This is a genomic window from Desulfovibrio sp. X2, assembly GCF_000422205.1.
In the GTDB taxonomy this organism is placed as follows: Bacteria; Desulfobacterota; Desulfovibrionia; order Desulfovibrionales; family Desulfovibrionaceae; genus Alkalidesulfovibrio.
In genome coordinates, this window is the sequence record NZ_ATHV01000021.1 from 52,442 (window position 1) to 78,900 (window position 26,459).

The 26,459-nt window shown below is 66.3% G+C and carries 28 protein-coding genes; 9 read left to right on the top strand and 19 right to left on the bottom strand.

The features are described from left to right. The first annotated feature begins 204 nt into the window (after window positions 1-204). Genes rpoZ through moaC form a run of 3 tightly spaced genes read left to right on the top strand, consistent with a single transcriptional unit; the run spans window position 205 to window position 2,048 of the window. Window positions 205-432 (top strand): DNA-directed RNA polymerase subunit omega, encoded by a 228-nt coding sequence (gene rpoZ, locus DSX2_RS08255; RefSeq protein ID WP_020880715.1) that lies wholly within the window; start codon window positions 205-207, stop codon window positions 430-432. Between the two features lie 2 nt (window positions 433-434). After that, a complete protein-coding gene (dnaJ, locus tag DSX2_RS08260; RefSeq protein WP_020880716.1) occupies window positions 435-1,544 on the top strand; it encodes a molecular chaperone DnaJ in 1,110 nt (369 codons plus the stop codon). 6 nt (window positions 1,545-1,550) lie between these two features. After that, complete coding sequence (moaC, locus tag DSX2_RS08265; RefSeq protein ID WP_020880717.1) at window positions 1,551-2,048, top strand: cyclic pyranopterin monophosphate synthase MoaC; 498 nt, start codon at window positions 1,551-1,553, stop codon at window positions 2,046-2,048. A 124-nt stretch (window positions 2,049-2,172) separates the two neighbouring features. On the opposite strand, the gene DSX2_RS08270 is transcribed toward moaC, so the two are convergent. From DSX2_RS08270 to DSX2_RS08285, 4 genes are all read right to left on the bottom strand, one after another. Then, a complete protein-coding gene (locus tag DSX2_RS08270; RefSeq protein ID WP_020880718.1) occupies window positions 2,173-2,784 on the bottom strand; it encodes an NYN domain-containing protein in 612 nt (203 codons plus the stop codon). A 51-nt stretch (window positions 2,785-2,835) separates the two neighbouring features. Next, window positions 2,836-3,615, bottom strand: coding sequence for an imidazole glycerol phosphate synthase subunit HisF (gene hisF, locus DSX2_RS08275; RefSeq protein ID WP_020880719.1), 780 nt, complete (start codon window positions 3,613-3,615; stop codon window positions 2,836-2,838). Further along, entirely contained in the window at window positions 3,605-4,246 is a 642-nt protein-coding gene (gene hisH, locus DSX2_RS08280) for an imidazole glycerol phosphate synthase subunit HisH (RefSeq protein ID WP_020880720.1), read from the bottom strand. Before hisH ends, hisF begins: the two co-directional genes overlap by 11 nt. A gap of 151 nt (window positions 4,247-4,397) precedes the next feature. Further along, entirely contained in the window at window positions 4,398-5,186 is a 789-nt protein-coding gene (locus tag DSX2_RS08285; protein ID WP_020880721.1) for a DsbA family protein, read from the bottom strand. Between the two features lie 185 nt (window positions 5,187-5,371). Between DSX2_RS08285 and rfaD the strand changes: the two genes are divergently transcribed. Beyond that, entirely contained in the window at window positions 5,372-6,355 is a 984-nt protein-coding gene (gene rfaD, locus DSX2_RS08290) for an ADP-glyceromanno-heptose 6-epimerase (protein ID WP_020880722.1), read from the top strand. 74 nt (window positions 6,356-6,429) lie between these two features. On the opposite strand, the gene DSX2_RS08295 is transcribed toward rfaD, so the two are convergent. From DSX2_RS08295 to DSX2_RS08305, 3 genes are all read right to left on the bottom strand, one after another. Continuing rightward, window positions 6,430-6,855, bottom strand: coding sequence for a hypothetical protein (locus DSX2_RS08295; protein ID WP_020880723.1), 426 nt, complete (start codon window positions 6,853-6,855; stop codon window positions 6,430-6,432). A gap of 149 nt (window positions 6,856-7,004) precedes the next feature. Beyond that, window positions 7,005-8,861: a DNA mismatch repair endonuclease MutL gene (gene mutL / locus DSX2_RS08300; protein ID WP_020880724.1), complete on the bottom strand. Its 1,857-nt coding sequence runs from the start codon at window positions 8,859-8,861 to the stop codon at window positions 7,005-7,007. A 15-nt stretch (window positions 8,862-8,876) separates the two neighbouring features. Further along, window positions 8,877-11,240, bottom strand: a complete 2,364-nt coding sequence (locus tag DSX2_RS08305; protein ID WP_236615093.1) for an LPS-assembly protein LptD — start codon at window positions 11,238-11,240, stop codon at window positions 8,877-8,879. A 266-nt stretch (window positions 11,241-11,506) separates the two neighbouring features. Here DSX2_RS08305 and alr point away from each other — a divergent pair, with 266 nt between their 5' ends. Continuing rightward, on the top strand, window positions 11,507-12,634 hold the full coding sequence (alr, locus tag DSX2_RS08310) for an alanine racemase (protein WP_035041423.1): 1,128 nt from the start codon (window positions 11,507-11,509) through the stop codon (window positions 12,632-12,634). A gap of 99 nt (window positions 12,635-12,733) precedes the next feature. Here alr and DSX2_RS08315 read toward each other — a convergent pair whose 3' ends face one another. From DSX2_RS08315 to DSX2_RS08325, 3 genes are read right to left on the bottom strand one after another with little or no spacing between them, the layout of a single operon-like run. Then, window positions 12,734-13,603, bottom strand: coding sequence for an Mrp/NBP35 family ATP-binding protein (locus tag DSX2_RS08315; protein WP_020880727.1), 870 nt, complete (start codon window positions 13,601-13,603; stop codon window positions 12,734-12,736). A gap of 30 nt (window positions 13,604-13,633) precedes the next feature. Then, on the bottom strand, window positions 13,634-14,296 hold the full coding sequence (hypB, locus tag DSX2_RS08320; RefSeq protein ID WP_020880728.1) for a hydrogenase nickel incorporation protein HypB: 663 nt from the start codon (window positions 14,294-14,296) through the stop codon (window positions 13,634-13,636). A gap of 13 nt (window positions 14,297-14,309) precedes the next feature. Continuing rightward, complete coding sequence (locus DSX2_RS08325) at window positions 14,310-14,663, bottom strand: hydrogenase maturation nickel metallochaperone HypA (protein ID WP_035041391.1); 354 nt, start codon at window positions 14,661-14,663, stop codon at window positions 14,310-14,312. 217 nt (window positions 14,664-14,880) lie between these two features. On the opposite strand from DSX2_RS08325, the gene DSX2_RS08330 reads away from it, so the two are divergent. Beyond that, complete coding sequence (locus tag DSX2_RS08330) at window positions 14,881-15,537, top strand: CBS domain-containing protein (RefSeq protein ID WP_020880730.1); 657 nt, start codon at window positions 14,881-14,883, stop codon at window positions 15,535-15,537. A gap of 79 nt (window positions 15,538-15,616) precedes the next feature. Here DSX2_RS08330 and DSX2_RS08335 read toward each other — a convergent pair whose 3' ends face one another. Both DSX2_RS08335 and DSX2_RS18800 read right to left on the bottom strand, forming a co-directional pair. Then, the gene (locus DSX2_RS08335) at window positions 15,617-15,937 is read right to left on the bottom strand and encodes an IscA/HesB family protein (protein WP_020880731.1); all 321 of its coding nucleotides are present in this window, start codon (window positions 15,935-15,937) and stop codon (window positions 15,617-15,619) included. Window positions 15,938-16,019: 82 nt separating this feature from the next. Beyond that, a complete protein-coding gene (locus DSX2_RS18800; RefSeq protein WP_236615094.1) occupies window positions 16,020-16,340 on the bottom strand; it encodes an IscA/HesB family protein in 321 nt (106 codons plus the stop codon). Between the two features lie 209 nt (window positions 16,341-16,549). Between DSX2_RS18800 and pyrR the strand changes: the two genes are divergently transcribed. From pyrR to DSX2_RS08355, 3 genes are read left to right on the top strand one after another with little or no spacing between them, the layout of a single operon-like run. Continuing rightward, entirely contained in the window at window positions 16,550-17,086 is a 537-nt protein-coding gene (pyrR, locus tag DSX2_RS08345; RefSeq protein ID WP_020880733.1) for a bifunctional pyr operon transcriptional regulator/uracil phosphoribosyltransferase PyrR, read from the top strand. 8 nt (window positions 17,087-17,094) lie between these two features. Beyond that, the gene (locus DSX2_RS17550; protein WP_020880734.1) at window positions 17,095-17,565 is read left to right on the top strand and encodes a DUF309 domain-containing protein; all 471 of its coding nucleotides are present in this window, start codon (window positions 17,095-17,097) and stop codon (window positions 17,563-17,565) included. Then, on the top strand, window positions 17,562-18,509 hold the full coding sequence (locus DSX2_RS08355) for a DMT family transporter (protein ID WP_020880735.1): 948 nt from the start codon (window positions 17,562-17,564) through the stop codon (window positions 18,507-18,509). Before DSX2_RS17550 ends, DSX2_RS08355 begins: the two co-directional genes overlap by 4 nt. 7 nt (window positions 18,510-18,516) lie before the next feature. Here the strand turns inward: DSX2_RS08355 and argB are convergent, their stop codons facing one another. From argB to rho, 7 genes are all read right to left on the bottom strand, one after another. Further along, window positions 18,517-19,407, bottom strand: coding sequence for an acetylglutamate kinase (argB, locus tag DSX2_RS08360; protein ID WP_020880736.1), 891 nt, complete (start codon window positions 19,405-19,407; stop codon window positions 18,517-18,519). Window positions 19,408-19,572: 165 nt separating this feature from the next. Then, a complete protein-coding gene (gene hslU / locus DSX2_RS08365; protein WP_020880737.1) occupies window positions 19,573-21,012 on the bottom strand; it encodes an ATP-dependent protease ATPase subunit HslU in 1,440 nt (479 codons plus the stop codon). 6 nt (window positions 21,013-21,018) lie between these two features. Further along, the gene (gene hslV, locus DSX2_RS08370; protein ID WP_020880738.1) at window positions 21,019-21,585 is read right to left on the bottom strand and encodes an ATP-dependent protease subunit HslV; all 567 of its coding nucleotides are present in this window, start codon (window positions 21,583-21,585) and stop codon (window positions 21,019-21,021) included. 71 nt (window positions 21,586-21,656) lie between these two features. Continuing rightward, a complete protein-coding gene (locus tag DSX2_RS08375; protein WP_020880739.1) occupies window positions 21,657-22,229 on the bottom strand; it encodes a macro domain-containing protein in 573 nt (190 codons plus the stop codon). Further along, window positions 22,229-23,572 carry a pitrilysin family protein gene (locus tag DSX2_RS08380; RefSeq protein ID WP_020880740.1) on the bottom strand — a complete coding sequence of 448 codons (1,344 nt, stop codon included), beginning with the start codon at window positions 23,570-23,572 and terminating at the stop codon, window positions 22,229-22,231. The genes DSX2_RS08375 and DSX2_RS08380 overlap by 1 nt, the downstream gene beginning before the upstream one ends. Next, entirely contained in the window at window positions 23,569-24,999 is a 1,431-nt protein-coding gene (locus DSX2_RS08385) for a M48 family metallopeptidase (RefSeq protein ID WP_020880741.1), read from the bottom strand. The genes DSX2_RS08380 and DSX2_RS08385 overlap by 4 nt, the downstream gene beginning before the upstream one ends. 113 nt (window positions 25,000-25,112) lie before the next feature. Further along, a complete protein-coding gene (gene rho / locus DSX2_RS08390) occupies window positions 25,113-26,360 on the bottom strand; it encodes a transcription termination factor Rho (RefSeq protein WP_020880742.1) in 1,248 nt (415 codons plus the stop codon). Window positions 26,361-26,459 lie beyond the last annotated feature (99 nt).

Below are 26,459 nucleotides of genomic sequence, written 5' to 3' on the forward strand. Positions count from 1 at the left end.
TTCCGTGCCTCGGGACGGAACCGCCTGGCCCGGGATGCCTGCTGCCCAGGGTGTGCGGGTGCCCTTGACCGCAGGTGGGGGGATCACGTAGGAGTAACCGCTTTCGCCGGAAGAATCGAACGAACGGTCTTTCGGAAAAATGAGGGAGAGCCCCTTGCCAGGGGGATTCTCCACGTTATTTTCTGTTTCCCAAGGAGTACCCACATGGCGCGTATCACCGTCGAAGATTGCCTCGAGCGGGTGGACAACCGTTTCCTCATCACCCAGATGGCCATCAAGCGGGTCAAGAACTACCGGGAGGGCTACAGCCCCCTGGTCGAAACCAAGAACAAGGAAGTCGTGGCCGCACTGCGCGAGATCGCGGCAGCCAAGGTCCTCCCTGCCGACAGCATTCCCGAGGCAGGCATCTTCCTTGAGGAGCAGAAGCAGTAGGCATGGCTTCCAAGCGCGACTACTACGAGGTGCTCGGGGTTACCCGGGAGTCCTCCGAGGAAGAGATCAAGCGGGCTTACCGCAAGCTGGCCTTCGAGTTCCATCCGGACAGAAACCCGGACAACGCGGAGGCCGAGGCCAAGTTCAAGGAGGCCGCAGAGGCCTATGAGGTCCTGCGCGACCAGCAGAAGCGCGCGCAGTACGACCGCTTCGGCCACCAGGGCGGCGACTTCGGCGCGGGCTTCTCCTCCAGCGAAGACATCTTCAGCACCTTCTCCGACATCTTCGGCGAGTTCTTCGGCTTTTCCGCCCGCGGCGGCGGACCGCGTCCCACGGCAGGAGCCGACCTGCGCTACAACCTGAAGCTGTCGTTCCACGACGCGGCCAAGGGCAGCGAGGTCACGCTTAAGATTCCGCGCAAGGCCAAGTGCCCCGACTGCGGCGGCAGCGGCGCCAAGCCCGGAACCTCGCCCGAGACCTGCCCCCAGTGCCGGGGCACCGGACAGGTGCAGCAGTCCCAGGGCTTCTTCCGCATCGCCATGCCCTGCCCCCGCTGCAAGGGTGAGGGCACCATCATCCACGATCCCTGCACCCGCTGCATGGGCCAGGGCACCGTGCAGGAAGTGCGCGAACTGCAGGTGCGCATTCCGGCCGGCGTGGACACGGGCAGCCGTCTGAGGCTGCGCGGCGAGGGCGAGCCCGGCATGTACGGCGGTCCCTCGGGCGACCTCTACGTGGTCATGTATGTGGACGAGGACAAGACCTTCAGCCGCCAGGGCCAGGATCTGGTGGTCAAGGTCGAGATCTCCGTCATCCAGGCCATTCTGGGCGACCGCATCGAGGTGCCCACGCTGGACGGTTCCGTGCCCATGGGCATCCCCAAGGGGACCCAGAGCGGCGAGGTCTTCCAACTCAGGGGCCTTGGCCTTCCCCACGTCTCCGGCGGAGCGTCCGGCGATCTCCTGGTCGAGGTCGCGGTGCGCATTCCCAAGAAGATCAACAAGAAGCAGGAGGAACTCCTGCGCGAGTTCGAGCGGGCCGAGGAAGAGAAACCCATGGCCAAGGTCAAGAAGTTCCTCGACAAGGCCGCCAAAAAGGTGTCCGGGGAGTAGCTGCCGATGTCCGCATCCGAGACTTCCGAGGCGCTCAGCCACATCGACGACAAGGGCGAGGCCCGCATGGTGGACGTCGGGGGCAAGGACGACACCCGGCGCGTGGCCCGCGCCGGGGCGGCCGTGCACCTCTCGCCGCGCACCATGGGCATGCTTCTCGAGAAGGCCCTGCCCAAAGGCGACGCCCTGGCCACGGCCAAGATCGCGGGCATCATGGCCGCCAAGCAGACGGCCGGGCTCATCCCCCTGTGCCATCCGCTGGCGCTCTCCTTCGTGGACGTGCTCTTCGACGTGGACGAGGCCGAGAACGTCATCCGCATAACCGCGGAGGCGCGCACGACAGGCCCCACCGGCGTCGAGATGGAGGCCCTTGTGGCCGCCTCCACGGCCGCGCTGACGCTCTACGACATGTGCAAGGCCGTGCAGAAGGACATCGTCATCGACGGCGTGCGCCTGCTCTTCAAGTCCGGCGGCAAGAGCGGCACCTTCGAACGCAAGGAATGAAGCGAACGAGGTCCGCGGACCTCGTCGTCGGAAAATAGAAGGGGCGCATCAGCGCCCCTTTTTTCGTGCATCCTCGGCCGGAGTCCTTCCGTCGTCCGGGGAATCTTCTTCCTGTTCGCCCTTCCTATTCGTCCGAATCCGCGTAGGGCTCGTCCGCCGGGAGGCCGCTCCTCTCGCGCGGCTCGGCGGGCCGCTGCGAAGGTTTCAGACCCAGGCGCGCCTCGAGCTGCTGCACGCGCCAGCAGACGCGTTCGAGGTCGTTGGCGCAGAAATCCTTGTGGGTCAGGAGCAGGGTGCGGATGCCCTGTGAGCGCAGCTCCTCAACCAGGGGGATGTAGTCGCGGTCGCCGGCCACGAGGCAGAGGAAACGGGGCTTGAGCCGCAGGCAGAAGGAGAGGCTCGCGACCACGAGGCGCTGGTCGTCGCTCTGCTTGTAGCCCTGGTCCATGCGGTGCGCCGGGCTCGGGATGACCGTGGCCCCGGCCAATTCCAGGGCGTAGCGGCGCTTGGCGAAGAGGTTCTGTTTCTCGCCCACTTGGCGGTCGTCGAGGCTGTCCGGAACCTCGCGGATGAGGGTCATGAAGGTCTCGAGGACGTCGAAACCCTGCTCCTCAACGTCCTTGCGCACGTCGGCGGGGGAGATGTGAGGCAGCCAGAACTGGCGGGCGACGCTGGTCAGGAAGGCGCCGTCGATGGACAGCAGGGTGGAATCGTCTGTGCAGAGGGAAAGGGGCATGGTGTCCTTGTTGCCGGGCGCGGAGAGCCGCGCCCGGCAGGGATGTTTCGCTTACCAGACCGAGCGGACCTTGACGCCTCGCTCGCTCATGTATTGCTTGATTTCCGGGATGCTGTACTCGCCGTAGTGGACGATGGAGGCGATGAGGGCCGCCGTGGCCTTGCCCTCGGTCACCGCGTCGACCATGTGCTGTGGGTTGCCCGCGCCGCCCGAGGCGATGACCGGAATCGACACGGCCTCGGCGATCATGCGCGTGAGCGTCAGCTCGTAGCCGTCCTTGGTTCCGTCCGCGTCGATGGAGTTGACGCAGAGCTCGCCCGCGCCAAGCGACTCGCAGGTGCGGGCCCATTCCACGGCGTCGAGCCCCATGCGCTTGCGGCCGCCGTGGATGACGATCTCGTAGCCCGACGGGATCTCCTCGGAGACGCCGACCTTGAGCACGTCCATGCCCACGACCACGCACTGCGCGCCGAACTGGGCCGCTCCCTGGCTGATGATGTCCGGAGTCTTGACCGCGGCGGAGTTCACCGAGACCTTTTCCGCGCCCGCCAGCAACACGGCGCGCATGTCTTCCAGGGTGCGGATGCCGCCGCCCACGGAGAAGGGGATGAAGATCTCGGAGGCCACCCGCTCGACCACGTCCAGGAAGATGCCGCGGCCTTCGTGCGAGGCCGTGATGTCGTAGAAGACGATCTCGTCCGCGCCCTGCTCGTAGTAGTGGCGGGCACTCTCCACGGGATCGCCGATGTCCACGTTGCCCTCGAACTTGATGCCCTTGGTCAGCCTGCCGTCACGGACGTCCAGGCAGGGGATGACTCGCTTACTGAGCACGGCGCTCCTCCTTGCAGTAGTCGGCGAAGTTCGCAAGCAGCCGAAGTCCCGGGCGTCCGCTCTTCTCGGCGTGGAACTGCACGGCCCACAGGCCGTCACGGCCGTGCACCGAGCAGAAGCTGGTGCCGTAGTCCGTGGTGGCGATGACGAATTCGTCCTTGGGCACCGGATAGTAGGAGTGCACGAAATAGAACTCAGCCTCCGGATCGATGCCCCGGAGCAGCGGGCTCTCCTTGACCCTTGAGAGCTTGTTCCAGCCCATGTGCGGCACCTTGATGGGCTGGCCGTCCTCGTCGTTCCAGGCGGCATTGAACATGGCGCACTGTCCGGGGACGATGCCCAGCGTGGTGGTGTCGTTCTCGGCGGAGTAGTCGAGCAGGATCTGGCAGCCGACGCAAATGCCGAGCAGCGGCTTTCCTTTCTGGACCTGGACCTTCAGCACCGCGTCCAGGCCGGTCGTGGTCAGCTCCCGCATGGCCTGCCCCGCGGCGCCCACGCCGGGGAAGACGATGCCGCTTGCGGCCTCGATCGCGGCGGGGTCGGCGGAGATGGTGTTCGTGATGCCCAGATAGGAGAGGGCGCGGCTGACCGAGGTCTGGTTGCCGGCCTTGTAGTCGAGGATAACGAGCATGGTCGTCCTCCAATGACGTCTCCTGGCGGTGACGTCTCCTGACGGTTCGTCGATTGATCGCCCGGCGAGGACCGGGCCCGGGCGCCCCGGCCGTCGTGAGGCCGGGGATCGCGTGGTGTCCTTGTTCCAGACTGTTCGTGCAGGTCGTGGTCTAGTTCGCGCCGCTCCCGGCGGCGTGGCTGGCTTCGACGGTCTTGAGCACTTCCTCGTACTTCTCGAGCGGCCAGGCGCCGCGGATCGAGACGCCGCCGAGGACGAAGGAGGGCGTGCCCCTGAAGCCGAACTTCTGGGCTTCGGCGGCGTCCGCCTCGATCTCGTCGGCGATCTTCTGATCCTTCACGTCCTTGGCCAGACGCGCCATGTCCAGATGCAGTCCGGCGAGGATGTCGTCCAGGGTCTTCTGGGGCGCGTGCTCCAGTTCTTCCTGGCGGGCGAAGACCTGGTCGTGGAATTCCCAGGCCTTGGCGGGGTCCTGCATGCCGATGGCCTCGAAGGTCTTGGCCAGGGTCATGGAGAGCGAGGTGCGCGGGAAGTGCTTGAACTGGAAGCGGACCTCGGGGTGCTTCTTGACGAGCTCGCTGATGGTCTTCGCCGCCCGGGCGCAATAGGGGCAGAGGAAATCGGAGTAGCCGACCATGAGGTAGGGCGCGGACGGGTTGCCGAGCACGGGACGGCTCGGATCGTAGGTCGGCTGGAGCGGATTCTTGATCTCGGAGTCGAGGCGCTTCTGCTCCTCGGCAGCCTGCTTGGCGGCAACGCCCTGTTCCACGATCTCGTAGACCGCGATCTTGTTCTCGCGCAGGACGTCGAGGAGGATGTCGGGGTGCTCGTGCAGGATGGTGCGCATTTCCTCGCGCAGGGCTTTGTCGTCGCGTTTGTCGGCGCCGGCGCAGGCGGTGATGGTCAGGAGGCTGGCAAGAAGCAGGACGATGGTGCGCATGGTCTTTCGTACTCCGTGTGGCTGGACCAAAAAAGCTTTCTTGCAGAATTCGCCCTGCTTGGCAAGACACGCCCCGGACGACGGGTGTTCGTGCTCGGTGCGCGGCACTTGGAAAGTCGTGCGCCCTGGGCTATGCTTGCGCCTCGCGGCGGCCGTCCGCCGCAATTCAGCACCGAGGAGCATGCATGTACGTCGTTACCGGAGGAGCCGGATTCATCGGCAGCGCCTTCATCTGGAAGCTCAACCAGATGGGCATCGACAGGATTCTGGTCGTGGACGAGCTGGGGCATGACGAGAAATGGAAGAACCTCGTGGGCCTGCGCTACGAGGAATATCTCCACAAGGACGCGTTCCTCGAGACCGTGTCCGCCGGACGGGATCCCTGGGGCATCCGCGCCCTGGTGCACATGGGCGCGTGTTCATCGACCACGGAGAGCGACGCCGACTTCCTGATGCGCAACAACCTGCGCTATACGCAGATACTGGCCGGATTCTGCGCCGAGAAGCGGGTGCGCATGGTCAATGCGTCGAGTGCCGCGACCTACGGGGACGGCAATCTCGGCTTCTCGGACGATCTCGAGACCATGAAGCGGCTTCGGCCCCTCAACATGTACGGCTACTCCAAGCAGCTCTTCGACCTCTGGGCGCATCGCCACGGCCTGCTCGACCGCCTGGCCAGCCTCAAGTTCTTCAACGTCTATGGCCCCAACGAGTACCACAAGGCCGACATGATGAGCGTCATCTGCAAGGCCCATCGCCAGATCGGCGAGACCGGCAGGCTCAGGCTCTTCAAGTCCTATCATCCCGACTACGGACACGGCGAGTCCAAGCGGGACTTCATCTACGTCAAGGACTGCCTCGAGGTCATGTGGTGGCTGCTCGAGAACCCGCGCGTCAACGGCGTGTTCAACGTCGGCACGGGGCGGGCGCGCAGCTGGAACGACCTGGCCGCCGCGGTCTTCGGGGCCATGGGCAAGCCGGTCGAGGTCGAGTACATCGAGATGCCCGAGGCCATCCGCGGCAAGTACCAGTACTTCACCGAGGCGCCCATGGGGAAGCTGCGCACGGCGGGCTTCGACCGCGAGTTCACGAGCCTCGAGGACGGAGCGGCCGACTACGTGCGCAACTATCTGGCCCAGGACGATCCCTATCTCGACGCGCTCGGGTAGGATCAGCTGAAAGGACAGGCAGGACGGCGCCCGTTCCCCGACCGGGGAGCGGGCGCCGCTGTTTTCCGGGACGGCTACTGCAGGCCGGGGGCGTCCTGGCGCAGGAGCGCGGATTTTTCCATGAGCTCGAGGATGAGCACGACCAGGGCCATGTCTTCCTTGTTCTCCGGCCCCGTCTCCTCGAAGAGGAAGCTCTTGAAGTCGCGCACCACGTCGCCGAGCAGCGCCGCCCGGTCCTTGCCCGTGGTGTTGGCGCAGATGTCGAGTATCTGCAGAAGGTAGTGTTTCCACTCCTCGAAGTAGTGCAGGTGGTAGCCCAGGAGCTCCCGGATCGTGAGGATGCCGAAGATCACCCCGCCGAACGAGCTGAAGTCCTTTCGCCAGATCGCCTGCTTCGAGACATGCGGCCGTGTGGTCGGCTCGTCCTCGACCATCGGCAATGCGAACGACGGGCGCTGCTTTTTTCTTCTGTAGTCCAGAAGGGATGTTACGATAGCCATGTTGCCCTCCGATGGCGTTTCCACGCGGCGCTTCCTGCGCTGCGTCGGACTGCGCCGCCTATGCGACGCCTCTGGGACACCATCGGACTTTTCCGGGAAAACTTTATGCCCGGAGGAGGGATGAGAGGGAAGTTCCTCGGCAGGCGGGATCAGCGCCGCTTGAAGAGGCGCTCGAGTTCCCCGGCGCCCAGGCGCACCAGGGCAGGACGGCCGTGCGGGCAGTAATAGCGGTCCGGAACGGCCCGCCAGGCCTCGATGAGGCGCAGGGCCTCGTCCTGGGCCAGGGGCTGTCCCGCCTTGAGGGCGGTCTTGCAGGACATGAGCACCCACAGGTCCTCGAGCGAGGTCGCCTGTCCGTCGAGGGCGGCCTCGATGTAGTCGCGGGCCGCGCCCGCGGTCAGCGAGGACGGCGTGGACGTGATGCGCACGAGACCGTGCGAAGGGCGCTCGAGCCCGAAGCCGAGAGCCGCGAGTTCGTCCCCGAGCTCAGCGAGCTTTTCCGCCTGGGCCTCGTGCAGGTGCATTTCAACGGGCAGGGCCAGGGGCATGGACTGGCCCGAGCGGCCGCGCCGGTGCATGGCGGCGTAGAGGATGCGTTCGTGCGCCGCGTGCTGGTCGAGGATGCCGAGCGTGCCGTCCGGCAGACCGAGCAGCAGGTAGGTGTCCGCTATCTGTCCCAGGTAGCGCATGTCGCCGATGGAGGGCGGCCGGGCCTCCTGCGTCGCGGCAGAAGGTTCCCGTCCGGCGTCGGAAAACGGCCGGGAAGGTGCCTCGGCCGAGGGCTCTTCCGCGACCTGGCGCGTGTATTCCCGATAGGCGGGGAATTTCGGTTGCGGGAAGAAGGTGTCGTCTTCCGCCTGGGAATCGCCGTAGGCGCGGGAGGAACGCGGCTGCACCAGGCCGAGTTGCGCGGGCGTGGGCGCGGGACGCCAGCGCGGCGGCGGGGCCGCTGCCGTGCCCGCCTCGCCCGGGGCGCGCCCGGCATCGGCATAGAGCGCGGGGCCGGTGGCCTCCAGGGCATCCTGCAGGGTCTGGCGGACGAGAAGGAAGACGGACTGCTCCTCGCGGAAGCGTACCTCCATCTTGGCCGGGTGCACGTTGACGTCGACCTCCTCGGGCGGCAGCTCGAGAAAGGCCACGACCTGGGGGTACTCGCGCGCCAGGAGGCGTCCCTTGTAGGCTTCGCGGGCAGCGCTGGACAGCACGCGGTCCTGGACCGCGCGGCCGTTGACGAAGAAGAGCATCCGGTCCGCCCGGCCCTGGGCCTTCTGCGGGCTGCCGGCCAGACCGTGGATGCGCCTGCCGTCGCGGGCCCGGTCGAAGGGCAGAAGTCCCTCGCAGATCGCGGGCGGCCAGAACGCGGCGAGACGGCTCGACAGCGGCTGGTCGGGCGGAAAACGGAAGAGCGTCCTGCCTTCGGCCTTGAAGACGAAGCCCACGTCCAGGCGGGAGAGAGCCATGCGCGAGACCGCGTCCTGGCAGCGCTTGGCCTCAGTGCCCAGGCTTTTCAGGAACTTGAGCCTGGCCGGGACGTTGGCGAACAGGTCGCGGACCTCGATGATCGTGCCCGAGGCCAGGGCCGCCGGTTCCACCTCGCCGAGGCGGCCGTGTTCCGCCGCGATGGCTGCGGCCTCGTGCCGCTCGGCGCGCGAGACGAGGCGCAGGCGGGAGACCGAGCCCACGCTGGCCAGGGCCTCGCCCCGAAATCCGAAGCTGGCGACGTTCAGCAGGTCGTGAAATGTGGCGATCTTGCTCGTGGCATGGCGCGTCAGGGCCAGGGGCAGCTCGTCGGCCGCGATACCCGAGCCGTTGTCCGTGATGCGTATGAGTCCCTGCCCGCCGCGTTCGATCTCCACGGAAATTCGCGTGGCCCCGGCGTCGAGGGCGTTCTCCACGAGCTCCTTGACCACGCTGGCGGGCCGCTCGACCACTTCGCCCGCGGCGATCTGGTCGGTCAGTTCCGAAGAGAGCAGCTGGATGGAGCGGGGGATGGGGAGCTGGTCCATGGCGAGGCTATGTCGTCAATTGGAGTTGTTTGTATTCTGGCTCAGGCTGATGCCGGGCGACTTGAAACCCAGGATCGAGACCCACAGGGCGATGCTGCGGTCGTATTGCGTGGCGGAGTAGAAGGCCGTGACGTCGTAGCACTGTGCGTGCCACGTGAGGCCGATGTCGGTGGTGATGGGGATGTCGTTGCGTATGTCGTACTGGTAGACGGTTTCGAGCGTCAGATCCTGCGGCAGGTTGAGCTGCCCCCTGAGCGTCAGCATGTTGATGGCGCTGCGGTTCTGGCGCTTGTATTCGTCGATCTTGCTGTACTGGGTGAACCCTACGCTGAGCTGGCCGTACTGCGGGTCGTAAAATCCCACCGTGTTCTCGAAACGGGTGATGCCTTCTCCATAAGGCGAAGTGTAGGTCTTGTTGGTCAGGGAGAGCCAGTCCAGGGGATAGAAATCGGTCTGCGCCAGGACGTCGCCGAACGGACGGCGCGGATATTCGTTCAGATCCGTGTTGCGGTCGGCCTCGCGGAAGTCGTAGCTCTGTTCGATCAGCAGACGCAGGAAATCGCGGTAGCTGTAGGCGACGAAGGGATCGGGCTTTCCGTCCTCGTCCTTCGCCACGTTGACCGTCCCCCGCTTGCGGTTGAGGAGGTTGGTCAGCGAATAGGTGACCTGGTTCTGGGCGCCGATACGGTCGTACTGGTCGTATTCGGGCAGGCTCCTCTGTTCGACGTTCTGCGTCCAGGAGTAGTCCACGCGCGGCTGGATGGCATGGCGCAGCCCCACCCAGGTGCTCGTCCCGGCGAGCGAGGCGTCGGGCGCCAGGAGGGCCGGGGGCGTGCCCAGGTCGTAGGTGCCGGAGACCTCGGAGAAGGCGGCTGCTCCGTAGCTGAACAGCTGCCTGTCCTGCGTGCCCTCGTCGACGTCGCTGGACGAGTTGTCCTGCGTCGCCGAGTACATGGTCTCGCGCCAGCCCATGCGCGGGATGATCGAGCCGTAAGGGCTCGCCAGCGGCAGGCTCAGCTGCGGCAGGACGTCGAAGCGGCCGCCGCTGGTGCCGTAGTTGCGGGTGAAATACGTCAGCGAGGAGTCGGCCTGGATCTCGAAGGGCGAGTTCAGCAGCTGCTGCTTGTAGGCATAGGCGGACAGTTCGGGCAGGACCTGCACCGTGGGGTTCTTGTCCCCGGGCTGGTTGCCGTTCATGTAGTTGAAGTTCTCGGTATACGCGGCCCTCAGGTTCATGGCGTATTCGCCCCCCCAGGTGCGGGTGGCGAGGCCGGTGCTCGTGCGCGTCAGGGAGTCGATGGTGTCGATGCCGCGGCCGAAGTCGTTCAGGAAGTCGTTGTAGCTCTGTGAATACCTTGTATGCAGGTGATTGTAGGTGCGCAGGAAGGTCTGGTCCGAGGCGTAGTCGAGGTCGAGCTTGACCTGGTAGTCGGGATCGAAGGTCCAGCCGTCGTACTTGCTGCGCAGCCAGTAGCGCTGGTGGTTCGTCCGGATCAGGCCGCTGTTCTCGAACTCCTCTTCCTGCTCGCTCTGGTTGTCGACCACGACCTTGTCGTCGATATAATCCATCCGCCACAGGCCGTGGGTCTGCGCGTCGTCCGCGCTGCGGTACTCGAGGCCGACCATGGGGCCGCGCTTGCCGAAATAGTCGGCGTAGGCGGTCAGGTCGCGCTCGGCGTCTATGGCCCAGAAGAAGGGCTGGCTGTAGAAGCCGCCCAGGCGCGAGGAAGAGCCGTAGGTTGGCGGCAGGAAGCCGGTCTGGCGGTCGGCGCGAAGAGGCACCCGCATATAGGGGGCGTAAAGGATCGGCGTTCCCTTGACGAGGAACTGGGACGAGTAGACGTTGGCGTAGTCGCCCACGGTGAGGTCGCCGGTATCGGTCTTGATGGACCAGGCCGGGTTCGAGCCCTCGCAGCCGGTCAGCGTCGCCTCGGTGAAGGTGTAGGTGTCCTCGCCGGTCTTGTCGAACTCCTTGCCCTTGACCACGAGGGAACCCTGCTCGATGAAGAGGATGCCGTTCGTGAGCTTTCCGGTCTTGTTGACCAGGTCGAACTGCGCCTCGTCGGCGTAGATGTCGTAGTCGTGCCAGTAGCTGTGGACGTTGCCCTTAAGGTAAATCCAGCCGCTGTCGCGGAAATACTCGATGAAGTCCCCGGAGAGATAGTCGTTGCCGCTGCGCAGGACCGCGTGCCCCCATGCCTGGACGATCCCGGCCGCGTGGTTGGTGGAAACGCGGTCCGCCGTGAGCTCCCACTCCTGGGAAGTCTTCGGATTCTTCACCACCTGGGTGGTCTGCTCGGATTGGGGCGCCTGAGCCCCGGCGAGGCCGGGAAGGGCGATGCAGGCGAGGATGATCGCGGACGCGCAAAGGAGGCGCAATGCGGCTGACCGGCAGCGCTGCATTGTCTGGGAGGGTAACAAGACCTTTATGATATGGGTTCCCGAGTTGTGCATCGTGCCTGCTTGCCGTCGGCGACGGCGGGCCTTGCTTAGCATGACATGAGCGTCCAAGACAAGGCAGAAGCCGCGCAAATCTTCGTTTCCCAGGTGGTTGCGGCTTTTCATGCACATCGGAAGGGGATACAAGGACGGCCTTCAACATGGCGTCCGGAGGGCCGGATGCCTGCAGCAACGAGGACCCGAACATGAGTGTGCCTTTCAACAAGCTCATCGCTCGCATAGATCTCGACGCCATCAGGGAAAACTATCTGCTTCTGCGCGAGGTCGCGGGGAACCCGGCCCCGGTGATCAAGGCAGACGCCTACGGCCATGGTCTGCTGCCGGTGGCCAGGACCCTGGCCCAGGCCGGAGCCGGGTCCATGTGCGTGGGCAGCGTGGAGGAAGCCGTGGCCCTGCGCGGCGAGTTCTCCGGCCGCATCGTCTCCCTGCTCGGCCCGCTGGACAAGGCGGACGCCGCGGCCGTGGTCGAACACGGCCTCGTCCCCTACATCTACCGGAGAGAACAGCTCGCGATGCTGGCCGAGGCCGCGAGGAACGCGGGCGGCCAGGCGCGGCTGGCGCTCAAGTTCGATACCGGCATGGGGCGGCTCGGGTTCAGGCTGCCCGACGTGCCCGATCTCGTCGCCACCCTGGCCGCCAATCGGGAGCTTCGTCTCGAGCTCGTGGCCTCGCATTTGGCCACGGCCGACGAGCCCGCGCGAGACGATTACGTGGTCCGCCAGCGCGGCGTGTTCGAGGCCGTGTGCAGCGAGCTGCGGGCAGCCGGGCTCGACTTCGCCTGCACGCTCGGCAATTCCGCGGGGCTTCTCGCCTATCCGGAGCTGCGCTACGACCTGCAGCGGCCGGGCATTGCGCTCTACGGCGTGAATCCCTTTTGCGGCACGCCGCTCGCGCACCTCGGCGAGCGCCTGCGGCCCGCCATGTCCGTGCGCACGCCGGTGGCCCAGGTGCACAGCCTGGACGCGGGCGAGAGCGTGAGCTACGGCTGCACCTTCGTCGCCCCGAAAGCCATGCGCGTGGCCGTCATCGCGGCGGGATACGCGGACTGCTACAGCCGGGCCCTGGGCGGCAAGGCAGAGGTCGTGATCCGCGGAAGGCGCGCCAAGGTCTGCGGCCGCGTGTGCATGCAGCTCTCCATCGTGGACGTCTCGGACATTCCCGGGGCCGAGGCGGGCGACGACGCCTGGCTGCTCGGCGGGGAGGGGGACGATCCGGTCACGCCGGACGAACTCGCCGGCTGGTGGGGGACGATCACCTACGAGGTCTTCTGCCTGCTCGGGCTCAACAAGCGCGAGTACGTGGACGGCCTCTAGAATTTTCGACGGTCGACCGGCATCCCGAACGCGCGGATGAAAGAAAAAAGGCCGGGGTTCTCACCCCGGCCCTTCGTTTTTTCAGGACTCCGTGGCTGCCTATGCGTCGAGCGCCAGGATGGGAGCGATGATCTTCTCCACGGACTTGGCCGTCTCGGACTCGGGGTAGACCGTGAGGTAGTTGAAGCCCTCGTCGCCGGCCCTGGCCAGCTCGGGATCGAAGGGGATGCGGCCGAGGAAGGGCGCCCCCGTCTCCAGGGACAGCTTCTCTCCCGCACCGCTCTTGAAGATCTCGTGCGTCTTGCCGCAGTCCGGGCAGACGAAGCCGCTCATGTTCTCCACGATGCCGAGCACCGTGGCGCCGACCAGCCCCACGAAGGTGATGGAGCGGCGCACGTCGTCCACGGCCAGCATGTGCGGCGTGGTCACGACCACCGCCTTGGACTCCTCGCCCAGGAGCTGCAGAACGGTCAAGGGCTCGTCGCCGGTGCCCGGAGGGCAGTCCACGACCAGGAAGTCCAGGTCGCCCCAGGCCACGTTCTGGATGAACTGGCGGATCACGCCGATCTTCACCGGCCCGCGCCAGACAACGGCCTCGTCGTCGCTCGGCAGCAGGAAGCCGGTGGACATGACCCACAGATTCTTGGCGTAGGCCACGGGCTCGATCATGTTGTCGTCGACGTTCGGATGCTGGCCCTTCAGCGACAGCAGGCGGGGGATGGACGGGCCGTGCACGTCCACGTCGAGCAGGCCGACCTTCTTGCCGGCCCGCGCCAGCGACATGGCGATGTTGGCCGCCACGGTGCTCTTGCCCACCCCGCCCTTGCCGGACAGGACCACGATCTTGTGCTTGATGCGCGAGAGGACCTTCTCGAGTTCCTTCTCGGCCTCGGACTTCTCGCCGCAGGCCGCCTTGTCCTGCGGGGAGCAGGAACCGGCGGACGAACAGCTTTTGCAGGCGTCGCTCATATGATGATGACCTCCAGTGGGAATTGGGGCTCAGGCCGCCCCGGCCTTGGCCGCGCGCGCCGCGCGCAGCCAGTCGTACCAGGCCTCCAGGCCGTCGCCCGCGCGACAGGAGACGGGCAGCACCGCGATTCCGGCGTTGAGCGCCGTGGCGTGGGCCGAGGCGCGGCCGAGATCGAAGTCCACATAGGGCAGGAGGTCGGTCTTGTTCAGCAGAAGGACCGAGGAGATGTGGAAGAGCAGGGGATATTTCTCCGGCTTGTCGTCTCCCTCGGTGACGGAGAGCAGGGCCACGTTGTGGTCCTCGCCCACGGAGAATTCCGCGGGGCAGACCAGGTTGCCCACGTTCTCGACGAACAGGATGTCCAGGCTGGTGAGGTCGAGCGAGCCCAGGGCCTCCATGACCATGGAGCCGTCCAGGTGGCAGCCGCCCTCGGTGTTGATCTGCACGGCCTGCGCGCCGGTCGCGGCCACGCGGCGGGCGTCGTTGTCGGTCTGCAGGTCGCCCTCGATGACGGCCATGCGGAACTCGCCCGCCAGGTCGCGCAGGGTGCGTTCGAGCAGCGAGGTCTTGCCCGCGCCCGGCGAGCTCATGAGGTTCAGGACCAGGATCTTCTTTTCCGCGAACATCTTCTTGAGCTGCCCGGCGATGCGGTCGTTGGCCTCGAGAATGTTGCGAACCACGGGTATCTGCATGGGAGACGACCTCCTATTCGGCTTCGATGTGGGCGATGTGCAGCTCGCGCCCGGCCACGACCTCGTGGCCGATCTGCTCGCCGCAGACGGGGCAGGGGGCGAGCACCGCGGTGATGTCCTCGGGCTCGAACTCGCGGCGGCAGCCGCCGCAGCGGAGCTTCAGCGGAATCTCCTCGGTCTCCAGGCGCGCGCCTTCCATGTCGGTGTCCTTGGTCATGACCTCCCAGGCGAACTCGAGCGCCTCGGGGACGACGTTGGTCAGTCGGCCATGGACCACGCGGACGGCCAGGAGCCGGGTGACGCCGTGGCGTCCCATCTCCTGCCGGATGATGTCCTGCAGGCTCTGGACGATGGACATTTCATGCATGGCAGGGGGCTATACCGGAAGCCGCCGCTTCCGTCCAGGCGAAGAAGTTTCGGAGCGCGCGGGTACGCTTTGCCCGCGCCGTTCGCTTCCCCCTTGACTTCGTCCGCCCGATCGCGTTCTTTCCTGACAGCCGTCCCGGCCTGTATTTCTGATTCTCGTGCGCCCGGGTGCTCTCTTTTTCCGCGAAGCGACCTCTTTTCCCAGCAAGGAGCGAATGATGTACGTCGGCCTGAAGATGCTCAAGAAGTTCGACACGGTGACTCCCAAGACCCTGGTCAAGGACGCCCGCAAGCTCCTGGACGAGGACAACCTCTGGATCCTCCTGGTCATGGACGGCGACAAGCTGGTCGGCTACGTGCGGCTCGAGGACATCATGGCCGCACTGCCCTCGCTCCTGACGGCGCTCGAGAAGCACGAGATCAACTACCTCATGTCCAAGCTCACGGTGGAAAAGATCATCCGGAAGGACATGGTCACCGTTTCCCCGACCATGGACATCGAGACCGCCGCCCAGATCATGCACGAGAAGAACCTGGCCGGGCTGGCCGTGGTCGACGACACCACGGGCAAGCTGCTCGGCTACATCAACCGCACGGTCATGCTCGACGTGCTGGTGGAGGAGATGGGGCTCAGGCAGGGCGGGCAGCGCATCGTCATCGAGACGGCCGACCGCACGGGCGTGATCCACGAGGTCTCGGGCATCATCGCCTCCCTCGGCATGTCCATCATCTCCACGGGAACCTTTTTCCACCAGGAGCGGCGCATGATCGTCTTCCGTGTGGCAGCGCAAGACGCCTCTCCCGTTGCCGCGGCCCTGCAGGACAAGGGCTACACGCTGGTCACGGCCGAGGACTTCGTCGGGGAGTGGCTCTAGCCTCAGCTTTTCTGTCCGCGGACAAGCGAAAAGGGCGCCGGTTCTCCGGCGCCCTTTTGTTTTGTCCGAAGGCCGGGCGCTAGCAGCTGCAGCCGCCGGTGCCGCAGGAAGAGCAGCCGCAGCCCGAGCGCTCGAAGACGAGGGAAGAGGAGATGGAAAAGCCCATGGGGCCCATGTCGATGGCGATGGGCTTGGCCTGCTCGAGCAGCTCCTTGTCCACGGCGAAGGTGTAGCCGTCCACGACGAAAGTCTCGTCGGCGTCCTTGGCGTCGTCGAGCGCCAGGCCCAGGAAGGGGCCGGAGCAGCCGCCCTGGCTCAGGAAGACGCGGATGGTCTGCACGTCCTTGTCGGCAAAGTACTGGTCGATCTTTTCCTTGGCCTGGGGGGTCATGGTGATCATGTCGTAAACTCCATATGAGGTTTGAAGATACAAAAAAGCGCGCGGTGGAGCCGCGCGCTTTTGAGGCGATCAGGTCGTCGACTCAGCAGGAGCAGGAGCCCCCGGAGCCGCAGCTTGAGCCGCAGCCGCCTCCCCCGAGCTCCATGGCGGATGTCACCTGGAAGCCGAGGTAGGACATGTCGATCTTGATGGGTTGCGCCTTCCCGTAGAGATCTTTCTCGACGATGAAGGTGTAGCCCTGCGTTTCAACCTGTTCGTCGGATTCACGCGGCTCGTCCAGAGCCAGCGACAGCCTCGGGCCGGCTCAGCCGCCCGTGGCCAGGTACACCCGAATGGGGGATACGTCCTTGTCCGCGAAGTACTTGTCCAACTGCTCCTTCGCGGAAGCGGTAACTTCGATCATGTGTTCCTCCTGTACGGTACGTGACCGTACCTAGATAACGTCCAAGTGGTCCTTGTCAATGAATGTGCTCCAAATTGCAAGGGCTGTGCGACAATTCACGCATACCCCGGGCAGGTAAAAGGCGGGCGAGACAGGTAAAAGACGACGCGGGGAAATTGCGATTTTTTCTGAAAAGGCCTAAGAGTAATTTTTTTCCCGAGGGGTACCCTATGAGCAGCACCGAGGTCATCGTCACCGCGGAAGAGATGCAGACCATGCTCGGCCGCCTGGCGGAAGCCGTGGCCGAACGCCACCCCGACGCAGCCGAGCTGGCGGTGGTCGGCATCCAGCGGCGCGGGGCGGATGTCGCCACCCGTCTCAAGGCCATGCTCGACGAGCGGCTGGGTGCGCGCGTGCGCATCGGCAAGCTGGACATCAACCTCTACCGCGACGACTGGACAAGCCTCACGGTCCAGCCCTCCATCCAGTGCACGGAGATCCCCTTCGACCTTGCGAGCACCGTGGTCGTCCTGGTGGACGACGTGCTCTTCACCGGGCGCACCATCCGGGCCGCGCTCGAGGCCGTTCTGGACTACGGACGTCCCAAGGCCGTGGAGCTTCTGGTGCTGGTGGACCGCGGCAACCGCGAGCTGCCTATCCAGCCCGACTATGTGGGCACGCGCGTGGAGACCTCTCCCCGGGACCACGTCAACGTCTTCGTGCGCGAGCGCGACGAGGGCGACAAGATCGTCGTGACCTGGGCCTGAGCGCGGCCATGACGGCCATTCCCGACGACCCGTCGTCGCTGGCACCGCCTTTTCGCTCGCCCGGCGAAAAGCCCCGTTCTCCGAAAGATACCCTTGCCCTGGCCGTGGAGCAGTTCAACGCCGGGGCCTATTTCGCCTGCCACGAGACGCTCGAGGAGCTGTGGCTCGCGGAGAAGGAGCCGTTGCGCGCCCTGTACCAGGGCATCCTGCAGATAGCCGTGGCCCTGTTTCACGAGAGGCAGGGCAACAGGCGCGGCGCGGTACGCCTTCTCGAAAGCGGCATGGCCCTCTGCACCCCGTTTTCCCCGACGGCCCAGGGGCTCGACGTCGCCGGGCTGCTCGCGGGCGCGGGCGATTGTCTCGCCGCGCTGTGCGAGGCGCCCGGAAGCGGTTCCGGAAACCCGCCCGCGTCCTGCTCCCTGCGCATCACCTACTCCTCCGATCCCACCGGCGACGGAAGCGACCGTTTTCAGCCATGACCTTCCGCCTCTCCGTCCTCCCGCCCTGGCTGCGGCTGATGCTCCTCGGCACGTTGTGGTTCAGCCTGGCCCAGGTGCTCATCAAGCTGCTCGGGCAGAACATGAACTTCATGGAGATCGTCAGCTTCCGCGGCATGTGGGGCGTGGGGCTGTGCCTGTGGATGATGCGTCGGGCCGGAGGAGGGGGCTTCAGTCTCGGAAGGCGGCGCGGCCTGCTCGTCCTGCGCGGCCTGCTCGGCTTCACGACCATGGCCTGCAGCTTTTACAGCGTCACCGTAATGCCCCTGACCGACGCCATCACCCTCTACTACCTGCACCCGGTCTTCGCGGCCGTCTTCTCCTCCTTTCTCGGCCGCGAGCGCTTCTGGGGCCGCACCTCCGTCGCCCTGGCCCTGTCCCTGGCCGGGGCGATCTTCATCGCCCGGCCCTCCTTCCTCTTCGGAGGCGGCGCTGCCGCGCCCTACCTGCCCGGCGTCATCGCTGCCGTGGTCTCGGCCGTGTGCGGAGGCGGGGTCCTGGTCTGCCTGCACGAGCTCGGCCGCACCGAGCATCCCCTCATTCCCACGCTCTATGTGAGCGTGGCCGCGGCCTCCTTCTCCCTCGTCGGTTCCATTCCGATCTGGCGCTGGCCCGAGGGCTGGGAATGGTTGGCCCTCGCCGGCATCGGCGTGCTCACGCAGCGCGCCCAGTTGGACATGACCAAGGGCGTCGCCCTCGAGCCCGCGGGCCGGGCCTCGGTGGTGGGCTATGCCCAGATCATCTTCGCGGGGGTATGGGGGGCGCTGCTCTTCGCGGAGCAGCCGGGCTGGAATTTCTATTGCGGCGCCGGGCTCATCATCGTGGGCTCGCTCGTCTCGGGCTCGGGCGGGAAAGGCAAGGGCGGAGACAGCATGCCCGCGCCCGGCGCGCCGCTGCCTCCGCCCCCCGCTGATTCGTGCGCCTGAGCGCGGACTAGATCACGATCTCCGTGCCGATGCCGGTGTCGGTGAAGAGCTCGAGCAGGATGGAGTTCTCCACTCGCCCGTCTATGATCTGCACCTTTTCCACGCCATGCTCCACGGCCTCCAGGCAGCATTTGAGCTTGGGGATCATGCCGCCCGTGACCGTGCCGTCTTCCATGGCCTGCACGGCCTGCATGCGGGTGAAGGAGGGGATGAGGTTCTTGTCCCTGTCGAGCACGCCCGAGACGTCGGTCAGGAGCAGCAGGCGCTTGGCGCGCAGCGCCGCGGCCACGGCCCCGGCCACGGAGTCGGCGTTGATGTTGTAGGTCAGGCCTTCCTCGTCCACGCCCACGGGCGCGATGACCGGGATGAAGCCCTCGGACTGCAGCGAGCGGATGAGCGAGTTGTTCACGGCCATGACCTCGCCGACCTTGCCGAGGTCGATGATCTCGGGCGGCGCGTCCTTGCGCTCGAGGACCATCTCGAGCTTGCGCGCCGTGAGCAGCCCCCCGTCCTTGCCGGACAGGCCCACGGCCTTGCCGCCGTGACGGTTCAGAAGCCCCACGATCTGCTTGTTGACCTTGCCCACCAGGACCATCTCGACCACGTCCATGGTCGCGTCGTCCGTGACCCGCAGCCCCTGGCGATACTCGCTCTGGATGTTCAGCTTCCCGAGCATCTCCTTGATCTGCGGGCCGCCGCCGTGGACGATGACCGGGTTGATGCCCACGTACTTGAGCAGCAGCACGTTCTGCGCGAACTGCTGCTTCAGGGTCTCGTCCACCATGGCGTGGCCGCCGTACTTGATGACGATGGTCTGGCCGTGGAATTTCCGGATGAAGGGCAGGGCCTCCATGATCATGCGGGCCTTGTCCTGGGCGGTGATGCAGGCGTCACTCATGTTTCAATCCTTTGGCAGGCCGGTGGAAACGTTAAAAAAACGCTGGTTGTTCAAAAATGGTGAGATGCAAGGAAGCGAAAAAAACAGGACGCGCCGTGTATTCTCCATACATAAGCGGGCTGGTTTTTTCGCTGACGCGGCAGATCGCCATTTTTCAACAGCCTGCTAGAGAATGTAGCGGGACAGGTCGCGGTCCTCGCGCACGTCGGCGAGCGCGTTCCTCACGTACTCGCGGTCGATGCGCACCTGCTGTCCGCCCATGTCCGGGGCGTTGAAGGAAAGTTCGGAGAGCAGGCGCTCCATGATCGTGGAGAGCCTGCGCGCGCCGATGTTCTCGGTCTCGCGGTTGATCTCCTCGGCCACCTCGGCGATCTCGCGCAGCGCATCGTCCGCGAACTCCACGGACAGCCCCTCGGTGCCGAGCAGCGCCGTGTACTGCACGGACAAGGCGTTCTTCGGCTCGGTCAGGATGCGGTAGAAGTCGTCGGCTCCCAGGTCCGTCAGCTCCACGCGCAGCGGGAAGCGGCCCTGCAGCTCGGGCACGAGGTCCGAGGGCTTGGCCGTGTGGAAGGCGCCCGCGGCGATGAACAGGATGTGGTCGGTCTTGACCATGCCGTACTTGGTGTTCACCACGCAGCCCTCGACCACGGGCAGCAGGTCGCGCTGCACGCCTTCGCGCGAGACTTCCGCGCCCTGGCCGCCCTTGCGCTCGCCCGTGCAGATCTTGTCGATCTCGTCGATGAACAGGATGCCGGACTGCTCCACGCGGGCGCGGGCGATGTCCATGACCCGGTCCATGTCCACGAGCTTCTCGCTCTCCTGCTGGATGAGCAGTTCGTATGCGTCGCGTACCTTGGTGCGGCGGCGTTTGCGCTTCTGGGGAAAGACGTTGGCGAGCATGTCCTTGAGCTGGAAGCCCATGTCCTCCATGCCCGGAATGGCCATGATCTCGCTCTGCGGTCCGCCCTGCACGGCGACGTCCAGCTCCACCTCGCGGTCGTCGAGCTTGCCCTCGCGCCAGAGCTTCCTGAACTTCTCGCGCGTGGAGGCCGGGTCGGGCGGCGGGGGAGGGGCATCGGGCGTGCCGGGAACGGCGCCGCTCTCGGGCGGACGGCTGCCGGGCAGGAGCAGGTCGAGGAGCATGTCCTCGGCGCGCTTCTCGGCCTGGACCTTGACCTTGGCCGCCTCTTCGCCCTTGACCAGGTTCACGCCGATCTCCATGAGATCGCGGACCATGGACTCCACGTCGCGGCCCACGTAGCCAACCTCGGTGAACTTGGTGGCCTCGACCTTGAAGAAGGGCGACTTGCAGAGTTTGGCCAGGCGGCGGGCGATCTCGGTCTTGCCCACGCCCGTGGGGCCCATCATGATGATGTTCTTGGGCGCGATCTCGTCGCGCAGGGAGGGATCGAGCCGCATGCGGCGCCAGCGGTTGCGCATGGCGATGGCCACCATGCGCTTGGCCTCGGCCTGGCCGATGACGTAGCGGTCCAGCTCGGAGACGATCTCGCGCGGCGTGAGCGAGGTCGTGGCCTCGAAGTCGTCCGGGTCGCGCGCGGGCAGCCGGGAGGGCTTGGCCGCGCCGTTGGTGATGTCGTTGCTCATGGATTTCTAGGATGCTTCCAAGGTCTCGATGACCAGGTTGTCGTTGGTGAAGACGCAGATCTCCGCCGCGATGTGCATGGCCGCCTCGGCGGTCTCGCGCGAGGGCATGTCCGCGTGGCGGCGAAGCGCCCGCGCTGCGGCCAGGGCGTAGGCCCCTCCCGAGCCGATGGCGGCCAGGCCGTCGTCGGGCTCGATGACGTCGCCGTTGCCGGAGAGCATCAGGATCTGGCGGCCGTCGCTGGTCAGGAGCATGGCTTCCAGACGGCGCAGGTACTTGTCCGTCCGCCATTCCTTGGCCAGCTCCACGGCGGCGCGGGCGAGGTTGCCCTTGAACTGCTCGAGCTTGGACTCGAAGCGTTCGAAGAGGGTGAAGGCGTCGGCCGTGGAACCGGCGAAGCCGGCCACGATGCGGTCCTTGTACAGGCGGCGCACCTTGCGCGCGCCGTGCTTGACCACGATGCTCTGTCCGAGCGTCACCTGGCCGTCCCCGGCCACGGTCACGCCGTGCTCGTCGAGCACGGCGAGGATGGTCGTGCCCCTGAGGCCGTTTTGTCCGTTCGTCGATTCGCTCATCAATTCACTCCGCAAGTGGTCTGCCCGCCGAAGGTGCCCGAAAGAGGCCCTGAAGATTGCCGACGGGAGTCCTAAGGATGGTCCGACGGGTTGCCCAGGGCATCCCGGGCGCACCCGGCCCAGGTCTGGAAGGCCTCGGTCGAGAAGAGGACCATGGCCGCCTCGGCCACGAGGCCAGCGGCCAGGGCCGCCGTGAGGCGCCCTATGGCCAGCGGGGCCGCCAATGCTACCGGATAGCCATAAACCCCGCAACTTATGGCCGGGAAGGAAATGTCCGAAAGTCCGTTTTCCGCTGCCAGGCGCAGGGATTCGTCGTAGGCCGAGGCGAGGACGTCCGGCTCGCCGCAGCCTCCTCCCTGCCAGATGGGACCCACGGTATGGATGACGAAGCGGGCCGGCAGGTCGAAGCCCGGGGTGATCACGGCGCGGCCGGGCGGCAGGGGACCTCGCTCGGCCGCGATGGCCTTGCAGGCGGCGAGGAGCCTTGGTCCGGCCGCGCGGTGGATGGCTCCGTCCACGCCGCCTCCGCCGAGGAGCGAGGAGTTCGCGGCGTTGACGATGGCCGCGCTTTCCGCCCGCGTCAGGTCGCCTCGGCGCACCGCGAGGCGGCCGTCGCCGACCGGCCAGACGCATTCCTCCCGCATCACGGCCGCTCGAAGGAGGTCCCGAAGGTTTCTGCCCAGGCCGGATCGACGCTCGGCCCGACCACGCAGAGCGCGGCCTTGTCGAGCCTGGCCAGTTCGCGGGCCGCTGCGCGCACGTCGTCCAGGGTCACGGCGGCGAGGGCTGCCGCCGCCTCGTCCAGTTCCACCTGGCGGCCGAAGACCGCCACGTTGCGGGCCAGGCGCAGCATGCGCTCCTCGGTGGACTCGGCGCCGAGGTAGAGGAGCCCGGTGAGGTGTTCCCGGGCGCGGTCGAGCTCGTCCTCGGTGACCGCTTTCGCCGATCCGCCGCACCCGGCTATGGCCTCGAGCTCGCCGCGCAGAACGTGCAGGAGCTCGTCCGTGCGGTCGGGCTGCGCCGCGGCGTAGATCTCGAGCACGCCGCAGTCGGAGAGGAAATGCGGGCTCGCGGAGATGGAGTAGGCCAGCCCCCGTTTCTCGCGCACCTCCTGGAAGAGGCGCGAGGAGAGTTGCCCGCCGAGCAGCGTGGCCAGGCAGGAGACGGCGTAGCGCCGCGGGTCCGTGAGGCCGGGCGCGGGAAAGGCCAGGAAGACGTGGCACTGCTCGCTGTCCCGTTCCTCGGCCAGGGCGCGGGGCCTGAAGCGCGGAGCCGCGGGGGCGGGGGCGGCGGCAGGGCCGGACGGCAGTCCGCCGAAGGCCCGCTCGGCCGCAGCGACAAGGGCATTCGCGTCCACCGCGCCGCAGGCGGCCACGATCAGCCGCTCGGGCGCGTGCCAGCGTTGTCGCCATTCGAGCAGCTTCGCGCGGGAAAGCCCGTTCACCGAGGCCACGGTGCCAAGGATGGGATGGGCCAGGGCCGGATCGGCCCAGAGCGATTTCCAGAAGGTCTCGAAGGCGTATTCCTCGGGCGTCTCGTCCACGGCCGCGATCTCCTGCCGCACGACGTCCTTCTCGAGCTTCAGTTCACGGGCGTCCAGAAGCGGGTGCAGGACGAGGTCGGCAAGGATGTCGAAGGCCTCGGCCACGCCGGTGTCCACCACCCGGGCGTGGAAGCAGGTCTCCTCGCGGCCGGTGAAGGCGTTGGACAGGCCGCCCAGGCGGTCCAGGGCCATGGCGATGTCCAGCGCGCTGCGGCGCGTGGTGCCCTTGAAGGCCATGTGCTCCCAGAGGTGGGCGGCGCCTTCCAGGCCGGATGTCTCCTGGCGCGAGCCCGAGCAGACCCAGATGCCCACGGCGGCGGAGCGCACGTCGGGCAGGGACTCGACTGCGATGCGCAGGCCGTTCGGCAGATGCGTGAGCAGGCAGGAAGAGGCGGCGGGGCGGTAGGCCGCAAGGGCCGGTGCGGAACCGTCGCCGCTGATCACCACATCTCCGCGCGCTCGTTCAGCGCCTTGTCGAAATCCTCGAGGGCCTTCTTGTCGTCCTCGGTCTTGCTGAACTGCTCGGCCTGCTTCCTCTGGAATTCCGCCTGCTTCTTGTCGTTCTTGTAGAGGCCGGAGTAGGCCAGCTGGAGATGCCCCTGGAAGAGGTTGCCGGATTCGCCGTAGAACCGTCCCAGGTAGAAGCGGATCTCGGAGTCGTCGGGCAGGCGCTTTTCGATGCGTTCCATGTAGTCGATGGCCTGGGCGTACTCCTTCTGCTCGCCCAGGAGCCGGGCGTAGAAGAACAGGGCCATGAGGTCGTGCGAGTTGAGCATCACCGCCTTCTGCAGCAGCAGCGAGGCGCGGTCGAAGTCGCCTGTCTGGAAATAGAAGCGGCCTGCCTCGCGCACCACCAGGGAGTCCATGGGCGACATGGACAGGGCCTTCTCGAACTGCTCGCGGGCATCACCCATGCGGTTCAGGCGTTCGAGCAGGATGCCGTAGCCCATGTAGTCCACCGCGGTCCACTCGGCCTTCGGCTTCTGCTCGTAGAAGCCCATGGCCAGGGTGGTGTCGCTGTAGCGCGAGCGCAGGAGCGTCTGCACGCGCAGGAAACGTCCGTCGTGCTCCGGCCGGTCCTGAATGTTCTTGGGCAGCAGTTCCACGCGGCCGGAGAGGTAGTTGATGCGTTCGTCGAGGCCGGGGTGGGTGGCCAGGTAGGTGGGGATGTTCTGGCCCGCGTACCACTGCTTGCGCTGCAGCACCTTGAAGCCGCGCACCAGCCCCCAGGGGTTGAAGCCCGCCTTGGTGACGTAGGTCAGGCCGTCCTGGTCCGCCTCGCGCTCGTTCTCGCGCGAGTAGGCCAGCATCGTGCTCTGGGCCATCGCTCCGGAGCCCACGGCCAGGGCCGCCTTGGTGGAGCCGCTGCCCAGGAAGGCGCCCGCGAGCATGCCGAGCAGCGCCATGGGGCCGATGATCTGGGCGCGCTCGATGTTCTGGGCCAGGTGGCGTTCCGCGACGTGGCCGAATTCGTGCGCCATGACGCCGGCCAGGTCCGACTCGTGCTCGAGGGAGAGGATGAGGCCCGAATAGATGAAGACGTGCCCGGCCGGACCGGCGAAGGCGTTGAGCACGCTGCTGCGGATGACGTTGGTCTTGATGGTCCACGGCTGGGGCGGCATGACCGCGACCAGGCGGTTGGCGAGGTCCTGGATGTATCCCTTGATCTCCGGGTCCTCGATGATCGGCATCTGGGAGCGGACGGCCAGCTCGAACTTGCGGCCGAGCTCGGCTTCGTCCTTGATCGTGAAGTCGAACAGGGCGGCTCGCGCGGGCGCGATCGAGAGGAAAAGGGTGGGGAGCACCACCAGGGCGGCCGTGAGGATGGCCGGAAGGAATGCGTCCCTGAGGCGCGGCGGCTTGTATGTCACGATGTTCCCGTTGTCCGGTTCCGAGAGTCTGCCTGCGTTCTACCCCTGGTCCCCCACAACGTAAAGGGGGCCCGAAAGGCCCCCTCGTCAATCCGTGTGCCGTGCCGCAGCACCTAGCGGTTCATGATGTTCAGGAAATCGCCGTTGTTCTTGGTGCCGCGCATCTTGTCCAGGAGGAACTCCATGGAGTCGATGGAATTCATGGGCGCCAGCACCTTGCGCAGGATCCAGACGCGGTTCAGCACCTCGTCGGGCAGCAGCAGCTCTTCCTTGCGGGTGCCGGAGCGGTTCATGTCGATGGCCGGGTAGATGCGCTTCTCGGCCAGATGGCGGTCGAGGTAGATCTCCATGTTGCCGGTGCCCTTGAACTCTTCGAAGATGACCTCGTCCATGCGCGAGCCCGTGTCGATGAGGGCCGTGGCGATGATCGTCAGGCTGCCGCCTTCCTCGATGTTGCGCGCCGCGCCGAAGAAGCGCTTGGGGCGCTGCAGGGCGTTGGCGTCCAGGCCGCCGGAGAGGACGCGGCCGGAGGAGGGCGTCACGGCGTTGTAGGCGCGGCCCAGGCGGGTGATGGAGTCGAGCAGGATGACCACGTCGCGCTTGCGCTCGACGAGGCGCTTGGCCTTCTCGAGGACCATCTCGGCCACCTGGACGTGGCGCTGCGGCGGCTCGTCGAAGGTGGAGCTGACCACCTCGGCCCGCACCGAACGCTCCATGTCCGTGACTTCCTCGGGGCGCTCGTCGATGAGCAGGACGATGAGGTAGACGTCGGGATTGTTGGCGTTCAGGGAGTTGGCGATGGTCTGCAGGAGCATGGTCTTGCCGGTGCGCGGGGGGGCGACGATGATGCCGCGCTGCCCCTTGCCGATGGGCGCCAGCAGGTCGATGACCCGCGAGGAATAATTCTTCTCGCCGTTTTCCATGACGAAGCGTTCGTCAGGGTAGATGGGCGTCAGGTTGTCGAAGAGGACCACGCTCTTGGTGGCTTCGGGCGGAGCGAAGCAGATGTGCTCGACGCGCAGCAGGGCGAAGTAGCGCTCACCCTCCTTGGGCGGGCGGATCTGCCCGGAGACCACGTCGCCGGTGCGCAGGCCGAAGCGACGGATCTGGGAAGGAGAGACGTAGATGTCGTCGGGCCCCGGCATGTAGCTGTACATGGGGGAACGCAGGAAGCCGAAGCCGTCCGGCAGTATCTCCAGCACGCCTTCGCCGAAGATGGCGCCGTTCTGGGAAGCGCATGCCTGCAGCAGGGCGAAGATGAGCTCCTGCTTGCGCATGTTGCTGGGGTTCTCGATCTTGAATTCGGAGGCGAGCTCCATCAGATCGGTCATGCTTTTCAGCTTCAACTCGGAGAGATTCATCGGGCAACCTCGAGATGTGGGCTCTGGGGTGGGAACGGGTTCTTCGTCGGGCAGGGGGAATTCGGCAGGGGCCAGAGTCGGTTCTTTTACGGCTTTCTT

Excerpts from the sequence above, each read along its gene's own strand:
- DSX2_RS08375 (WP_020880739.1), bottom strand. The coding sequence starts at position 22,229 with ATGCGGGAGGAATGCGTCTGGCCGGTCGGCGACGGCCGCCTCGCGGTG.
- DSX2_RS08325 (WP_035041391.1), bottom strand. The coding sequence starts at position 14,663 with ATGCATGAAATGTCCATCGTCCAGAGCCTGCAGGACATCATCCGGCAG.
- DSX2_RS08315 (WP_020880727.1), bottom strand. The coding sequence starts at position 13,603 with ATGAGCGACGCCTGCAAAAGCTGTTCGTCCGCCGGTTCCTGCTCCCCG.
- DSX2_RS17550 (WP_020880734.1), top strand. The coding sequence starts at position 17,095 with ATGACGGCCATTCCCGACGACCCGTCGTCGCTGGCACCGCCTTTTCGC.
- pyrR (WP_020880733.1), top strand. The coding sequence starts at position 16,550 with ATGAGCAGCACCGAGGTCATCGTCACCGCGGAAGAGATGCAGACCATG.
- rfaD (WP_020880722.1), top strand. The coding sequence starts at position 5,372 with ATGTACGTCGTTACCGGAGGAGCCGGATTCATCGGCAGCGCCTTCATC.
- DSX2_RS08270 (WP_020880718.1), bottom strand. The coding sequence starts at position 2,784 with ATGCCCCTTTCCCTCTGCACAGACGATTCCACCCTGCTGTCCATCGAC.
- rho (WP_020880742.1), bottom strand. The coding sequence starts at position 26,360 with ATGAATCTCTCCGAGTTGAAGCTGAAAAGCATGACCGATCTGATGGAG.
- moaC (WP_020880717.1), top strand. The coding sequence starts at position 1,551 with ATGTCCGCATCCGAGACTTCCGAGGCGCTCAGCCACATCGACGACAAG.
- alr (WP_035041423.1), top strand. The coding sequence starts at position 11,507 with ATGAGTGTGCCTTTCAACAAGCTCATCGCTCGCATAGATCTCGACGCC.
- argB (WP_020880736.1), bottom strand. The coding sequence starts at position 19,407 with ATGAGTGACGCCTGCATCACCGCCCAGGACAAGGCCCGCATGATCATG.
- DSX2_RS08285 (WP_020880721.1), bottom strand. The coding sequence starts at position 5,186 with ATGCGCACCATCGTCCTGCTTCTTGCCAGCCTCCTGACCATCACCGCC.
- dnaJ (WP_020880716.1), top strand. The coding sequence starts at position 435 with ATGGCTTCCAAGCGCGACTACTACGAGGTGCTCGGGGTTACCCGGGAG.
- hslU (WP_020880737.1), bottom strand. The coding sequence starts at position 21,012 with ATGAGCAACGACATCACCAACGGCGCGGCCAAGCCCTCCCGGCTGCCC.
- hypB (WP_020880728.1), bottom strand. The coding sequence starts at position 14,296 with ATGCAGATACCCGTGGTTCGCAACATTCTCGAGGCCAACGACCGCATC.
- DSX2_RS08335 (WP_020880731.1), bottom strand. The coding sequence starts at position 15,937 with ATGATCACCATGACCCCCCAGGCCAAGGAAAAGATCGACCAGTACTTT.
- rpoZ (WP_020880715.1), top strand. The coding sequence starts at position 205 with ATGGCGCGTATCACCGTCGAAGATTGCCTCGAGCGGGTGGACAACCGT.
- DSX2_RS08295 (WP_020880723.1), bottom strand. The coding sequence starts at position 6,855 with ATGGCTATCGTAACATCCCTTCTGGACTACAGAAGAAAAAAGCAGCGC.
- hslV (WP_020880738.1), bottom strand. The coding sequence starts at position 21,585 with ATGAGCGAATCGACGAACGGACAAAACGGCCTCAGGGGCACGACCATC.
- hisH (WP_020880720.1), bottom strand. The coding sequence starts at position 4,246 with ATGCTCGTTATCCTCGACTACAAGGCCGGCAACCAGACCTCGGTCAGC.
- DSX2_RS08355 (WP_020880735.1), top strand. The coding sequence starts at position 17,562 with ATGACCTTCCGCCTCTCCGTCCTCCCGCCCTGGCTGCGGCTGATGCTC.
- DSX2_RS08330 (WP_020880730.1), top strand. The coding sequence starts at position 14,881 with ATGTACGTCGGCCTGAAGATGCTCAAGAAGTTCGACACGGTGACTCCC.
- mutL (WP_020880724.1), bottom strand. The coding sequence starts at position 8,861 with ATGGACCAGCTCCCCATCCCCCGCTCCATCCAGCTGCTCTCTTCGGAA.